General features: G+C 49.6%; 12 protein-coding genes. All 12 read right to left on the bottom strand.

What is annotated here, in order from left to right:
- Positions 1-56 precede the first annotated feature (56 nt).
- Entirely contained in the window at positions 57-1,442 is a 1,386-nt protein-coding gene (locus AUC31_RS11805; protein WP_058382998.1) for a cell wall-binding repeat-containing protein, read from the bottom strand.
- 238 nt (positions 1,443-1,680) lie between these two features.
- Positions 1,681-2,781 (bottom strand): glycosyltransferase, encoded by a 1,101-nt coding sequence (locus AUC31_RS11810; protein ID WP_058382997.1) that lies wholly within the window; start codon positions 2,779-2,781, stop codon positions 1,681-1,683.
- Positions 2,778-3,500, bottom strand: a complete 723-nt coding sequence (locus tag AUC31_RS11815; RefSeq protein WP_058382996.1) for a WecB/TagA/CpsF family glycosyltransferase — start codon at positions 3,498-3,500, stop codon at positions 2,778-2,780. Before AUC31_RS11815 ends, AUC31_RS11810 begins: the two co-directional genes overlap by 4 nt.
- Positions 3,501-3,560: 60 nt before the next feature.
- On the bottom strand, positions 3,561-4,838 hold the full coding sequence (locus AUC31_RS11820; protein ID WP_058382995.1) for a nucleotide sugar dehydrogenase: 1,278 nt from the start codon (positions 4,836-4,838) through the stop codon (positions 3,561-3,563).
- Between the two features lie 571 nt (positions 4,839-5,409).
- Entirely contained in the window at positions 5,410-6,831 is a 1,422-nt protein-coding gene (locus tag AUC31_RS11825) for an alanine/glycine:cation symporter family protein (RefSeq protein WP_058382994.1), read from the bottom strand.
- A 98-nt stretch (positions 6,832-6,929) separates the two neighbouring features.
- Positions 6,930-8,021, bottom strand: a complete 1,092-nt coding sequence (locus tag AUC31_RS11830; protein WP_058382993.1) for an amidohydrolase — start codon at positions 8,019-8,021, stop codon at positions 6,930-6,932.
- Between the two features lie 98 nt (positions 8,022-8,119).
- The gene (locus AUC31_RS11835) at positions 8,120-9,733 is read right to left on the bottom strand and encodes a M20/M25/M40 family metallo-hydrolase (RefSeq protein WP_058382992.1); all 1,614 of its coding nucleotides are present in this window, start codon (positions 9,731-9,733) and stop codon (positions 8,120-8,122) included.
- Between the two features lie 42 nt (positions 9,734-9,775).
- Positions 9,776-10,690: a DMT family transporter gene (locus AUC31_RS11840; RefSeq protein ID WP_157073497.1), complete on the bottom strand. Its 915-nt coding sequence runs from the start codon at positions 10,688-10,690 to the stop codon at positions 9,776-9,778.
- 44 nt (positions 10,691-10,734) lie between these two features.
- Positions 10,735-12,210, bottom strand: a complete 1,476-nt coding sequence (panF, locus tag AUC31_RS11845; protein WP_058382991.1) for a sodium/pantothenate symporter — start codon at positions 12,208-12,210, stop codon at positions 10,735-10,737.
- Positions 12,207-12,479, bottom strand: coding sequence for a YhdT family protein (locus AUC31_RS11850; protein WP_058382990.1), 273 nt, complete (start codon positions 12,477-12,479; stop codon positions 12,207-12,209). Before AUC31_RS11850 ends, panF begins: the two co-directional genes overlap by 4 nt.
- A 179-nt stretch (positions 12,480-12,658) precedes the next feature.
- Positions 12,659-13,966 (bottom strand): efflux RND transporter periplasmic adaptor subunit, encoded by a 1,308-nt coding sequence (locus AUC31_RS11855; RefSeq protein ID WP_058382989.1) that lies wholly within the window; start codon positions 13,964-13,966, stop codon positions 12,659-12,661.
- Complete coding sequence (locus tag AUC31_RS11860; protein ID WP_237150597.1) at positions 13,963-14,652, bottom strand: hypothetical protein; 690 nt, start codon at positions 14,650-14,652, stop codon at positions 13,963-13,965. Before AUC31_RS11860 ends, AUC31_RS11855 begins: the two co-directional genes overlap by 4 nt.
- Positions 14,653-15,533 lie beyond the last annotated feature (881 nt).

A 15,533-nucleotide genomic window follows, 5' to 3' on the forward strand; every position in this document is an offset into this window, starting at 1 on the left:
TACCTCTGCCCTTTCTCTCTCTATGCGGGCAAAAAAAAATGGCCGAAGCCATTTCTTTAGTCTGTGTACGAACGGATAGTGACGATTTTCTTATCCCAATGTCCCCAAGATGTATCTAGCGCTGTAATTGCAACGCCTGTGCTTGTTCCAGCATGGATGATTTTTCCATCGCCAATATAAATTCCAGCGTGTGTCGGGCGTGTTGGCGTGCTTCTGACCAAATCAAGCAACACAATATCGCCGATTTTGACGTTCGCATAGCTGACCGGTTTGCCGGATTGCGCCATTAATGCCGTTGTTCTTGGGATGGAGATCCCCTCTTTATTGAATACATACATCAAATAACCTGAACAATCAAATCCCGTTGGCGTCGTGCCGCCCCAGCGATATGGTGTGCCGATGTATTTTTTTGCTTCTTCGATAATGTCAGAACGGATATCCACTGATGGCTTGACGACAGGGATAGCGGCCGGCTTCGGATTCGGGTTCAAGGCTTCTTTGGAAACAGCTGTTTCCCCACCGATGACGGTTAGGTTATCGACGTTTTTGTTGTTGATGATGTCTTTTGTCGATGACGGAAGATCTGTTTGGCGCACAAGCAAGACCGGCTTCTTCTGTTTTCCGCCAAGAGCAGAGCCTGTCAGCGCATCTGCAAATTGCTGGCCGGAAGCGACGAGTGATTCCGTAACAGTTGTTGGGTAAAGTTTGGCGACAACCGCAGCCGCTGTAGCATAGCGGTCTTTACCGGCGATGCGCGATACTGCTGCCGTCTCATCGATTTTCTTATAAACTGCTGAACTGACGGCACTTTCTCCGCCTACGACTGTAACACTCTTATAGTTTTTCACAGCTGCTGCTACTTCTTTTGACATTCCGCTTCCTGAAGTCAATAAGATCGGTTTGCCGTTTTCAGCAGCATGTGAAGCGATTGACAAGGAATCGGCGTAACCGGATCCACTCGCGACAACTGCCGATGTTCCACCCACTCTTTCTGCGATTAATGCTGAAGTTTCAGAGCGGTTGCTGCCGGCGATACGCTCGACTTGCATGCCTTTGCCTTTTAATTGGTTGACGACTTGGTTGGAAATGACGCTTTCACCGCCAAGGATGGTTGCGTTCTTTGCCCCTAAGCGTCCGATTTCGGACATGATCGACGCTGGTACAGCATCTTTTTTCACCAATAGGATCGGCGCGTTCAATTTCTTGGCGAGCGGTGCTCCGGCAAGAGCATCCGGGTAGTTATCGCCGATAACAAGAACAACATCCTTAGTGCTGTGATAGCCCCAGCCTGCACGCGCTACTTTAATGGAAGTCTCGTAGCGGTCCGATCCTGAGATGCGGTCAAAATTTTCAAAGACGCTTGCTTCTGAAGTGGAAGCGAAAGCAGTCACTGATAAAGCAGTTGCGGCGATCATTGTTCCAAACCATTTTGTCATTTTCATATGCTTCTTTTTCCCCCTGAGTTCTATAGTCTGTTTATCTGTATTTATTAGGTAATTTTTTGTTCTGAATAATTCAGAGTTTATCATTGAATTTATGAGAGTAATATTACATTTACATTACAGCCGTAACAAAAAACCCCTTGAGACAGAGCTCAAGGGGCTTCAAAAACCGCGCCATACATAGGCTGAACGGTATATTTCATAATATTAACAGTTTAAAATAAACAGGAGTAATTACCTAGTTTAGCTTCAAAACGACACCGTAAACTCGTTGGATTTCCCGTTGTAGGTTTTCGTTGGAAAAATTTTCTTTTGCGAAGCTTCGAAGCATGCTTCCCATTTCGTGCACATCCGCATCCATCGCCTTTTCCATCACGTGTTGAAGTGCATCTGCACGCCCTGGTTCAACGATCCATCCGGTTTTCCCTGGATCAATCAGTGCCGGCACGCCGCCAACATTTGTTGAGATAACAGGCGTTGCCATATCAGCAGATTCCAACAGCACAAGCGGAAAACTCTCGCTATGGGAGGTCAATAAAGATACATCCGCCGCATATAATAATTGGTCGACATCCTTCCTTGCTCCCAAGAACTGTACGCGCTCTGAAATGCCGAGTGCCGCTGCCTGTTCACTTAGTTTCTGGCGCAGGTCGCCTTCACCGATGATCCATAGTTTACACGGGCGATCGATTCGTGAAAGTGCATCAAGTAAAATATCATGGCCTTTGACCGGATGAAGACGTGCCACGATGGCAAAGACGAATTCATCTTCCCCTGTGCCGAGCGATTTGCGGATCTCTTGCTTATTAAAGTCCGGCAAAGTTTCATGGAAATTGATGCCGTTGAACACTGGAGTGATTTTCTTCGGTTCGACGCCCATTTGTGTCAGCATATCCTTGAATTTCTGTGATACGGCAAACAAATGGTCCGCACGGCGCATCGCCCGCTGGTTCAAGATGGTAAACACTTTTGCAAGCGGCTTGGGCTGGTGGAGAAAGTCGAGCGTTGGATCGCTATGTACCGTGATAAACCACGGCATGCCCAGCTTTTTATAAACAGAGTCGATCAGAAAATTGGCACGTGCCCCGTGGGAATGGACGATTGAAAATCCGCCTTTTTTCAAGACCATCAAAATTTTTCTCGGAGCTGACCGGTCAAGACGGCTATTTTGCTGGACGACTGTCACAGGAATCCCGGCTTTTCTCGCTTCTTCTGCAAATGCGCCTTCTGTCAATAATAGCAACTCTGCTTCTACAGGAGAGTTGGTCAATAGCTGCAATAAATGCTTTTTGGAGCCTCCAGTTTCACCGCCGCTAATGACATGCATTACTTTCATCATCGTTTCCCCCCTTTATCGCGCACGGCTTTGATAAGAAATTGCGGGAGAGCCATTTGGCGTTTGATGCGCGTTGGCTGGCTGGCAAGACGGTAAAGCCATTCCGTTCCTGTGTTCAAGAATAGCTTCGGCGCACGTTTAACATTGCCGCTATAGACATCGAAACTGCCGCCAACGCCCTGGAAGATATTGACGTCCAACCGCTCCATGTTTTCACGGATGAACAATTCCTGTTTCGGGCTGCCAAGCGCCACAAATAAGATTTGCGGTTTTGCTTCATTGATCGCTTGGATGATTTTCTCAGGGTCTTTTTCATAGCCGTCGAGTGTCCCGGCGACGATAAGGTTCGGGTATTTCGTTTGGATGTTTTGTGCAGCCAATTCTACAGTCGCTTTTTTCGCTCCGTACATGAAGATGCGGTGGCCGTGTTTATTCGCGAGCTGAAGCAGCGCATCCATCATGCCGATGCCTGTCACGCGTTCGCGAATCGCGCCGCCACGCATGCGGGAAGCGATTTTAATGCCGACTCCGTCTGGAATCTGATAGGTTGATTCGTTCAACAGTGTCCGGAGTGCCGGGTCTTTTGAAGCCATCATGACTTTTTCCGGGTTGATGGCGACGATGCGCGATTTGCGCCCCATTTCGATATCGTTTTGGATGTTATCCAGCAATTGCTGCTCGGTTTCTTTATTAACGGTGACGCCTAAAATTTCTTCTTTCATGTAGTTCGTGCCTCCATGCAAAACCGCATTTCCAAGAGCTTGAAAATGCGGCCGTGTATTTTAATTTTTCGGGTTGCCTTTGCCGTCGCCGAGACGGTAAACCGTGAATCCGGCTTCTTCGTAAGTTTCGCGGCTGATGGCATTTTTCGTGTCGAAAATGGCTTTATGGCGCATCGTTCCACCAAGAGTTTTCGGATCATATTCTTTGAATGCTTTATGGTCGGTCAAGATAACGATCAAATCCGCTCCTTCGACTGCTTCGTCGTAAGATTGCGTCTGGAATGGCGCTTTGTTTTCTTTGACGTGCGGGTCAAAAGAAGAAATGCGCAGGTTTTTCGCTTTCAAGTGTTCCAGCACTTCCATCGAAGGGCTTTCGCGGATGTCGTCGATATTGCCTTTAAAGGCCAAACCGAACACAGCGACTTTCGCATCGGCCACATCTTTTAGGATATCGTCGATCTTGTCTGCCGTGTATTGCGGCATGTCATCATTAGTCGTGCGCGACAAATGGATGATTTTCGACAGTTCCTGCTCTTTTTCGACTAAGAACCATGGGTCAACTGCGATGCAATGTCCGCCAACTCCAGGGCCTGGCAAGTGGATATTGACACGCGGATGATGGTTGGCGAGGCGGATTGCTTCCCAAGCGTCGACCCCGACATTGTCGGAGATTTTCGCGATTTCATTGGCGAAAGCGATGTTGACGTCGCGGTAAGTGTTTTCCATGACCTTGACCATTTCAGCAGTCGTCGCATCCGTCAAAATGAATTCACCTTTAACGAATGATTCGTAATACACTTGCGTACGTTTTGAAGATTCTTCATTGATGCCGCCGATGATGCGGTCATTTTTCACAAGTTCTTCGAAAACTTTTCCTGGAATGACGCGCTCTGGGGAATGCGAAACAAATAGTTCTGTCCCGATTTCCAAATTGCTCTTCACAAGGATCGGCATCATGACATCGAGCACAGTGCGCGGAGGAACAGTCGATTCCAAGACGACCAAATCGCCTTTTTTCAGGAATGGCACGATCGATTCAGTCGCTGCACGGATGTAATCCATATTGGCTGTTTTGTCTTCTGCAATCGGAGACGGCACAGCGATGATGAACATGTCCGCTTCTGCAGGTGTTGTCGAAACCGAGAAAGTGCCTTTTTCCAATGCTTTGTTCAAGTAATCTTGAAGAAACGGTTCTTCAATGTGGATTTGCCCGTCAGACAGCATGTCCACTGCTTTTTGATTGACGTCCACTCCGTGAACATCGTAACCATGGTTTGCGAACATGACCGCTGTCGGCAAGCCGATATATCCTAATCCAACTACACAGATTTTTTCCATTTCGTTAATTCTCCTCAATCGCCAGTAATTTTTTATCTCCCGCTTTGCAAGCAGAGATTTGTTTCAATAGTTTTGTTAAATAAGTTGAACTAATACTTTGTCTTTAAGACTTTATTGCATACGATATTCCGCAAAACAGCTGGCTTTCCTGGGGGCTTGCGCTGAACTAATTCGGGCTTGCTGCCCGAATGGATTTCAGCACTTCGCTGATCCCCAAGGAGTCTGCGCTATTTTGCTCCATATCTATTGATGTAATCCAGGCATTAAGAGTGCAAGGCAGCGACTCCTGCGGGAATAGCATGAGTCTTGAGACCCCACAGGAAGCGCAGCGACCGAGGAGGCTCAAGCCATGCCCGCGGAAAGCGTCTGCCTGTAACGATTACATCGCTCTCTTTGACTGGTTCATTTTTTGTTCAACTCACATATTATCAATAGTTCATTCTACCATAGCAAAGCCTTGGGCAGAAATCGTTTTGGTGTATTTTTCATTACGGTTTCGTTACAGGACGCAAGGTAGCTCGTTGGGTTCCCAAAGAAAAGCCTCCTCCGCAAATGCGGAAGAGGCTAGAAGTTATTCGTCGTGACGATGTGCTTCTTCTCCCCAGCATTCCGTGTTTTTCAGGCCAGGTAAATTTTTCGCATAGAACACCGGATTCTTGCCTGCTTTTCTTTGTCCCATGTAATCATCGAGGACGCGGAACGCAATCTTCCCGAGCAATGCGATGACGATCAAGTTGATGACGGCCATCATGCCCATGAACAAGTCAGCCATGTTCCAGACAAGCTGGACTTGTGCGATAGACCCGAACATGACCATTGCCAATACGCCGAAGCGGTAAACAGTCAACCACATGCTGTGGGCGTTGATGAATTCAATATTCGTCTCGCCGTAATAATAGTTCCCGACGATCGAGCTGAAAGCGAAGAAAAAGATTGCGATCGCCAAGAAGTACGGTGCCCATCCGCCTAAGTGCATATCCAGTGAAGCTTGCGTCAGAAGGATTCCTTCCTGTTCGCTGGTGCGGTACAGGTCCGCCAGAATGATGACGAATGCAGTCGCTGAACAGATGATGATCGTATCGAAGAAGACGCCCAAGCTTTGGACAAGCCCTTGTTTTGCAGGATGCGAAACGTTCGCGGAAGCGGCGGCGTTCGGAACAGACCCCATACCGGCTTCGTTCGAGAACAAGCCGCGGCGTATACCTTGCATGATCGCAGCACCGATACCGCCACCCACCACTTCTTCAAGACCAAATGCGTTTTGGATAATCAAAGTGAAGACCGCTGGAATTTCCGTGAAATTCATGACCATGATGTAAGCTACAACAATCAAATAAACAGTGGCCATGATCGGCACAACGATTTGTGTCACATGAGCGATCCGGCGTACACCGCCGAAAATGACGATGGCCGATAACACGACCAAGCTTGCGCCAACGACCCAGTTCGGGATGTCCAATACATCGCTGACCGATTGGGCGATGGTGTTCGATTGCACCGAGTTAAAGATGAACCCGAAAGCGAGTGTCAGAAGGATGGCAAAAACGATGCCCAGTTTCCGCGTGCCGAGCGCTTTTTCCATGTAGTACGCAGGGCCGCCGCGGAATTGCTCGCCGTCTTTGATCTTATACACTTGAGCAAGCGTACTTTCGATGAATGCGGTCGCCATGCCGATTAGGGCTACAACCCACATCCAGAAAACTGCACCCGGCCCGCCGATGGCAATTGCCAAAGCAACGCCGGTGATGTTCCCGGTCCCGACGCGGGATGCAGTCGAAATCGTGAATGCCTGGAATGCGGAAATCCCGCCGGTTCCATCTTTCTTTTCCGTAATAACACGGAACATTTCACCAAACAAGCGAACTTGCACAAAGCGAGTACGGATGGTGAAGTATAAACCAAGACCGAGCAAGAGCCCAATCAGTATGTATGTCCATAATAAGTTATTGCCTTCGTCGACGATCCACGTCAACCCGTTGAATATTGCATCCATCTCTGATGACCCCTTTAAAATTCTTATAGTGTAAATCATTGTTCCATACCCTTAACGATATGCCCAGAAACTACTCCAGGCACATCGACAATATGCCCTTACGTCAAGCGCAAAGTCTCCGCCAAGACGCGTGCGCCAACATCAAGCGCTTCCCGGTTGAACGTCATATCCGGATGATGAAGCCCCGGTGTTAAATCGGCACCAATCCCGACCATCGCCGCTTTTAACGCTGGCTGCTTGATCGTGTAGAAATGGAAATCGTCCGCACCCGTGGTTTGGATCGGGTCAGCGAAAGCTTCCTCTCCGAGCACATTGCGAATCGCTTGTGCAGCAATTTCCATCGCCTCATCGGATACTTCAGCAGCTGGCGTGTAATCGTCCCATTTCAACTCGATTTTCACATCGTGAAGCGCTGCAATCGCCCGCAAACCTTCCTCAAGGCGAACTTTCATCGTGTCCATCAACTCATTGGACTGTGAGCGCACATCAAGCGCGAATGTGGCGCTTCCCGGGATGATATTCAAGCTTTCCCCGCCGGTCTGGATATTCGTCAACTTGGCTGAATAGGATTCAAACGGCGAAAAATAAATCGTTTTCACGAATTGATGGATCGCCGCGATGACGTCGATGGCATTTTTCCCTTGATGGGGACGCGCACCGTGTGCATCTTCTCCGATGATCTTGCCTTTCAGAAAAATCCCAGAACCGTGATGCAGCGCAGGCGTCACTTTGCCAAACGGCAGCTCTTCCTGCGGACGCAAATGGACGCCGAATAGGTGCGTCACCCCTTCTAAAGCCCCGCGTTCAATCATCGCAAGCGAACCGTTGCCTTGCTCTTCAGCCGGCTGGAAAATAAAGCGGATGCGCTTGTTCAAGGATTCATCTTTCAAGCGCAGGAGCGCTCCGAGTACCATCGACATATTGGCGTCGTGGCCGCAGGAATGGTTGGCTTGCACTTTGCCGTTCACTTCCTGCCACAAGGCATCGATATCCGCACGGACGGCGACCACTTCCTCGCCTTCGCCAATTTCTGCGAACAAGCCCGTGACGTCCTCGAATGTCCGGTACTCTACCCCGAGCTCATCCATGATCTGTGCAAGTTTCTTCGTCGTCTCGACTTCTTTGAAGCTGACTTCAGGATGCGCATGGAAATAATCAAAATACGTTTCGGTCTGCTGCTTGAACTCCATAAAAGATTCGCTCCTTTAAATTTTTCATCTTTTTGAATTGTACCTGTCTTCTCAATTCAAAACAAACCGGATTGTGAAAACACCTTCATTCATTGCTATTAATCCGCTTGTTCTCCAATGTGCAAAATCAAGGTTGCGATGATTTCCGGAATTTCCTCGAATGCATTTTTGATATGGAGCCGTTCGGTGCGTTTATGCGGGTCTTTGCCAAAGGGTCCAATATTCAAGACCGGCGCTTTGAGCTGCTGCATCGTTTGGAACGGGATGCTGTATTGATCGCCGTAAACCGGTGTGTTTTTCTCATAGCTGACCCAGCCGCTCGCCGTATCCTCGTAATTGACGTAGCTAAGGTCCGAAATGCCGTTGAAGAAATGCACTTGCTCGAGCTCCAATTCGAAACGTTCGAGCGCATCTTGCGTGACATGAGCCACACATTTCTCGATGAATGGGTCTTCGCTAGAATTGACCGCTGGGTAATAAGGCGGCGCAAACAATAACACGATCCCCGGCGTCAACTCCTGGCAATTTAACAGCAAGATGTCCGCAATATGGAACGATTTATCGCGGACGTCACGTTCGGGGTCCATCAACGTATCGCGAATCAATTGATTTAGGTAATCAAGCCCGAATTTCTCTTTGGCGTACTCTACAAGTTCTTCGTAACGGAGGACGCGGATTTCCTCAACACGCGGTGCCATGCCGACTTTTTCGCACAAGGCAAGATAATCTTCCATGCATTCTGCAGCAGATTCCTTTGCCAAGCCCTCGAAAATACCCATGACGTCTTCAGCGTTTCTTTCCATCGTGAAGACGTTATAGAGCGCTTTTGTCCGGTATGGCGTCTGCACCGAATATTCTTCTTTCATATCCCCTTGCGTCAGGGTTACCGGAAGCGGCGTTTCTTCTCCGTGCACGGTCTCAGAAAACGCCGGATTCCATTCCATTTTCCGCGTCAAATAGGTGGACAGATAGCTCGAGGTCATGCCAGCAAGCGGCTCCCCTGCATGCGTTTCTTTGCCGTAGAACAAAGCGCTCGGCATGATTTTCCCGATCGACCCGGTGTAGATGTATTGCGATTCATCGCCAGGCGATTTCGCGAACACCGGCTCCCCGTTTAGAAACAGCACATATTCCAAGCCATATTGGCGTTCGAGGTCGAGCAGCTTTGACACGCCGTAACGCATGCCTGCCGAGTTGACTTCCTCATCCGGCACTGACATGAGCACAATATTGACCGGCCAATTTTCAAGGCTGGCCCGTTCGATCAACGCCATATGGATCGCCAGCCCTGACTTCATGTCCATGATGCCGCGGCCGAATAAATAATCACCGGATGCGAGATCGGCCTGCATCTCCGGCTTGAATTCGCTTTTAATCTTTTGGAATGCTTTCTCCAGTTCTGCCGGCTGGTAAGCGAGCGGCGCCAAATCCCCGTATTCGTGCACGGCGACGGTATCGAAATGGCTGAGCAGCACGACGGTGCGTGAGGCTTTTTCATGCTTGTATAATGCGGTCAAATACCGGCGTTCCCAATTGACTTCGCCTAAGGAAACGAGTTCTGGGTGCTTGTGAAAATACTCCGTTTCCATTAATTTGGATTTCAATCGTTCCGGGAATTTCACTTCCCCTTCCGTCAAACCTTGCGACTCCCAGCCGACCAATTGTTCTGTCAGCTGGCGCACTTGTGCTGGTGTGCCCCATAAACCCGTCATCGTTCATTCTCCTTTCGCTATTCCACTATAGAAAAAAACGGCTCATGTAGGGAGCCGTTTCCTGCGTTTCCGAAGTAAATCCTCCGCTGCCCCTGACCCGAATATCACGCCGATCACTATGAGCACAAGTCCGATCAAATGACCCGGCGTAATCGTTTCACCGAGAATGAGGCTTGCTGCCACGAGCGAGAACAGCGTATTCAGGTTCATGAAAATTGCCGCTTTCGTCGGTCCTGCCTGGCCAATCGAGTAATTGTAAAGCATATGCCCTACTGCTGTACCAAGCATTCCCGAAAAGAAGAACGCCAGCCAGAATGACGATGGAACTGCCGCGAATGCCGCAATTTCTCCCGGTTCCTGGATGAGCGCGATGATGAACAACACGATCGCTCCCGTCACGAGCATGTATCCCGTCAACAGGCGCGGATCCAGCGAGCGTGCCGCATTTGCTATGACAATATAACTGAAGACTTGAGCCAAGATGGAGATGAAGACCAATATATCACCTAAACTCAAGCCTGATGCCGAGTCGCTTCCGACCATCACTGTCATGGCGACGCCGGCGAAACCGATGAACACCCCGAGCCATTGCAGCCTAGATGGCACAATGCGCATAATCAGCGATACGAGAACTGCCGTCAACATCGGCCCGGTCCCGAGAATCAATCCCGCGTTCGTTCCGGAAGTGATCGCCAAACCTTGTGACAGAAAATAATGATGCGCCACTACATTGAGCAGCGCTCCGAGCAATATGTATTTCCAATCGCTGCGCTTTGGCCAGCGCATCATGCCGAGCGATGCCAAAATAATCAGCACGGTCACGCCTGCCAGTAAGATCCGAAACGCCGTCAGCGTGACTGGATCAACAAATTCCAATAAATACTTGACCGCCGCGAGGTTGAATCCCCACACGACCATCACCGATGTTAAGATGCCGTAAACTTTCCATGGAGTCAAAAGTGCAGCCCTTCTTTCCCTTTTTCCAGATATAGCCCTTTATTTTACGCTTGTTTTTCGTTTCTGTATAGAATGGCATTGTAATCATACGCCTGACGCTTGATCAGTAAACTGAAGGCGATAAAGGCGAGAAGCGACAAGACGACCGGCAACGTGACGGTATGGACGCCGAACAAATTACCGTTTTCGATGTTATAGAAATGCAAGGCGATATAGCTTAGGATCCCTGTCGCCATACTCGCAATCGCCCCGTATTTATTGCCCCATTTCCAGTAAAGCCCGAGAACGATCGGCCAGATAAACGCCGCTTCCAGACCGCCGAACGCGAATAAATTCAAGAAAATCAGCAAATCAGGCGGATCGAGCGCCAGCAAGAAGACAATCACGCCGAGAATCCCCGTGACCCCGAAGGACATGCGTTTGATGGTTTTCAGGCTTGCATCCGGTTTGACGTAATTCAAATAGACATCTTTGACAATCGACGAACTGACGAGCAATAGCAGCGAATCGACCGTCGACATGATCGCCGCCATCGGAGCTGCCAAGACGATACCCGCGACCCAAGGCGGCAAAGTTTCCAGCGCGATCAGCGGAATGACTTTATCGCCGACTTCAATGCCCGGAAGGATCGGGCGCGCGAATACACCGATCAAATGCATATTGAGCATGATAAAGCCGGTGACGATCGTGCCGATAATGAGCGCACGGTGCATCGAACGCGCATTTTTATAAGACATGGCGCGCACCGCGATTTGCGGCAAGCCGACAACGCCGACACCGACAAGAATCCAGAACGACGAGACGTAAGCGGCGCTGAGATTGCCTTCCGCTCCGTATGGCGTCACCAAATTCGGGTTTTCATTGATCAAATCTTGCATGATGTTCGAAATTCCGCCGCCTGAAATGATGACAGCGACCAGCAAGATCAAGGTGCCGATAAGCATGACCGCCCCTTGCACCGCATCGGTCAAGGCGACAGCCCGGAAGCCGCCAATCGTCACATAAACGAGAACGCTGATGGCAAACAAGAACAAGGCCGATTGATAGCTGAGTCCTGTTAAAGACTCGATGAGCCGCGCGCCGCCGATCCACTGGGCCGCCATCGCGGAAAACAAGAAGATGATGATGCTAAGCGCCGATAACAACACAACAGCTGTGCTATTGTAACGGGCTTTGAGAAAATCGATCATCGTCACCGCGTTATAACGGCGGGCCATGATGGCGTATTTTTTCCCGAGAATCATCAGGACAAAATAACCGGTGACCACTTGTGTCATCGCGAGCAGCACCCAGCCAAAGCCCATCGTATAGGCGGTCCCTGGCCCCCCGAGGAAACTTGAAGCGCTGCCGTATGTCGCGACCATGGTCATCGCCAGGACAAAACCGCCAAGTTCACGCCCGCCAAGGAAATAATCACTGATGAAGTTTGAAGAACCGGCCAATTTTCTGCTCGACCAATAGCCGATGAAAAAGATAATGATCAAAAAAACGATCATGGGAATGAGGACTGAATAATTCATCGGCTCTCCTCCTGCTCTTCGTCAAATGGCACATCGACGAAGAAAAATTTGACGACGACCGTAACGAGCACGACCATAACCCAAAAGCCGACGACGCAGCTATAGAAAAACCAATCGGGCAAGCCGAATATGTATGTGTATTCTTCAACTGGCCGACTGCCGAGCCCATAGGCGAAAGCGAACCACCAGATAAAGTTGAAGAGCGCAAGGCCGAGGCCGATCCAGGCTTCCCGGTGCGCGACGCGGAAGCGCCAGTCTGTTTCTTTCATGGATATTCCACTCCGTTCAATGGCTGTAATGTGTTGTGTCTATCGTACACCAATGGCGGCCGTAAATTAAGCGCAAGTTTCGCCGGTGCTTTCGCTGCGGCTAATTACACAGCAAATTTTTGTACTTCCCCAAACTCTTTGCCATCAAAAAAACCTCCGGAAATCCCCGGAGGTTTTGCTTAGCGTGCCAATAAATATTCGATATAAGCGCGCCATTCGGTATTCTTCGCATAGTTAAAGTCCGGCGTGCGGCTTGGGAACGGCATGAAGAGCTTCGGCCGTCCCGGATAATCGTGGAGCTGTTCTTCATTGATGGTGATGTCCCCTGCTTCCATGCCGCTTGCGAGAACGACGCGGCCTTGTTGGCTAAAGGCGATTTCGACAGGAACAGCATTCGGACGGCCGTCAATGTTCAAAGTATAGGCAGTGCCCGTTGTGTCATCGTCATCGTAAACCCAGCCGTCGCGCAAGGCAATGGCGTCTTGTGCTTCATCCAAGGTAATTTCTGCGTTGACGTTGCTGCCATAAGGCATTTTGTCTTGCAAAGGCGTTTCAGGAGCGATGCGCACTTCATAAAACGCGATTGGGTTGTTTTGCTCGATGCGGCCAAGCTTCCGGTATGCTTCGAACCACTTGGATTCTTCAGCCGGGATTTCAGAAACGCTGCGGACCGTTCCAGGAATCGCACCTTCGATCCCTGGCGCCTGGATAAATACGCGGTCAGCTTGTTCCACTTCGTGCCATTCATCTTCCAATAGATATGTGACGAATTCCCGTTCGTTATTGTAGATCTCGATGCTAAGTGGTTCGGTGTCGCGGTTGATGCTCGCGACCGTCCCTTCGACCGGGCTGATGAGCGCCGGATTTTCTTGGCTTTGCGCGAGCTGCGCTTCCACGACCGCAAGTTCAGAATCAATGGCTGCCAGACGTTGCTGGGCTTGCGCGATGCCTGAAGCATACGAGCCGTCTTCAGGCACTTCCACGCCGACCGAGACGTTAACATCCATGCGCAGTTCCTGTTCCATGTCTTCGCCAAAACCCGGATAACTGGAGCTGTTATTCGAGTCTTCGGAGACGCTGCTGTCTTGCGATGCGCGCGCCTGTGTCAATTCCTGCAACGTGGACTGGACTTCACTGCGTTCTGCTTGAAGCGCACTTTGTTCCGATTGCCAAATGGCGCGCTGGTCTTCCGATTCGCTTTCATTCAAACGTGCCAGTTCAGCACCTGCCGTTACAGCATCGCCTTCTTTGACGAGCCATTGCTCAAGCGCTTCGTGGTCCTGGACATAGATTTCCATCGTATCCTGCGGCGCCGTCAAGGCTTCTTTCGGCAAAGTCTCGGTATATGTATGGGTATACGCTTGTTCATATTCACTGACATATAATTCTTTCGAAATGATGCTCTTTTCCCCGAACAGCAACAGGAAGTTCGAGGTCAAAAAAGCGACGATGGCAATGGATAAGCCGATAAAGAAAAAGCGGTTCATAGGATCGGCCCCCCTTGCATAAAGTCACGCAGCATTTCATCGACTGGGATTTGGCTGAACAGTGCGACGATCAATGCCGAAATCACATGGATAACAATCAGTGAGAGCAGGATGATTTTCGGCGATACACGCGAAAAGTTTTTGATAAAGCGGTATTGAATCGCGATAATCAATGACGTAAACAAAGTTAATTGGTTAAAGAAATAAATCAGGTAGCTATTGTCCAGGAATGTCGCGGCGATTGGCCCGAATGAAAACGGCGAAAAGGCCATCGTGTAGCCATTCCAGGCAAATATACCGAAAATCAATCCTTTTTCCAGCACCAACAATGCCGTAACGTAAGCTTGCATGACGATCATCGCCTTCCACGGGATGCCGATGATCCGGCCGTACAAATACGCGGCGATGTATAGATGGAAGCTCAAATACAAGCCGCCCCACAGCAAGGTGCCGACTAGCGAAGTCCAACGCGCGAGTGTATAGCCGTCGAACATGCCTGCCGCAAGCAGCGGCGTCAACGATCCGGTGTTCATGCCCCAAATTTCAGGCAAGGCGAACACAATCAAGCCGAGCACCAGAATAACGGCCAGCCGCTTATTGATTTGCCTCATTTCGGTGTGTCGCAAATTATGTATGAGTTGGCCTTGGTTCAGGAAGAAATGCCAAAATTTAAAATCAGATATCATGCGTCTAAGTCCTTTCAGGCAAATGGCGTTCTGCTTAGTTTTACTTTACCAAAAAACCATACGCTTTGAAACGAATTCCCTGCCACAATTTTCAATATTTGGTGGCTTTGAGACGAATGGCATAGGATTGTGGTGAATTTCAAATTAGTAAAGGGTGAAGTGGAGTGGAAGTAGGAGATGTTTAATGAAGAAAAGTGGTGTGAAAGAAGTGAGTAGAAAAAGCTTACGCTTTTCGACTACGTTGCAGGGGGCTGCTTGCCGTGGGGCGGGTGTTGAGCCAACGTGCCGAAGAGCGTGGCACGTTTGTCTCGCCAGCCCGCGCGGTCCCACAGGCGTCAGCCCCCTTCCACTCCGTTTCTAGTTTTAAAGTGGAAGATCGTTTCTTCAGTTCATTTAAAGTAAAGTGTGGAAATGCATCATGTTTTGTAGCTCATATCGTTTGGATCAATGAGTTTGTGATTTTCAGTTTGCCACATTTCGGGAAGTAATTCCCCAACTAGCCGGCAACTAGTTACAGAAGCGGATTCAACTAATCACACCTCTCTCAATGAAATCTCTCAGCCGCCGGCGCCAAGGGTGAACCGACGCAGTAAGACAGGTGGTCTTCCTGGCTTATTACCAAAGGCCAACCCAAAGCAAGGCGGCTGCTACTTAGACGACACCTAAATAGAACTACGAAATAACTTCACCAGCAAACCCTCGCTATCTCATTCCACACTAGACTCGGGAAGTGATTCCCCCACTAGACGGCAACTAACTATAGAAGCAAATCTAACGAAACTCACCCCAATCAACGAAATCTCTCAGCCGCCGGCGCCAAGGGTGAGCCGACGCAGTAAGACAGGTGGTCTTCCTGGCTTATTGCCAAAGGCCAACCCAAA

It is taken from the genome of Planococcus rifietoensis (assembly GCF_001465795.2).
GTDB lineage: Bacteria > Bacillota > Bacilli > Bacillales_A > Planococcaceae > Planococcus > Planococcus rifietoensis.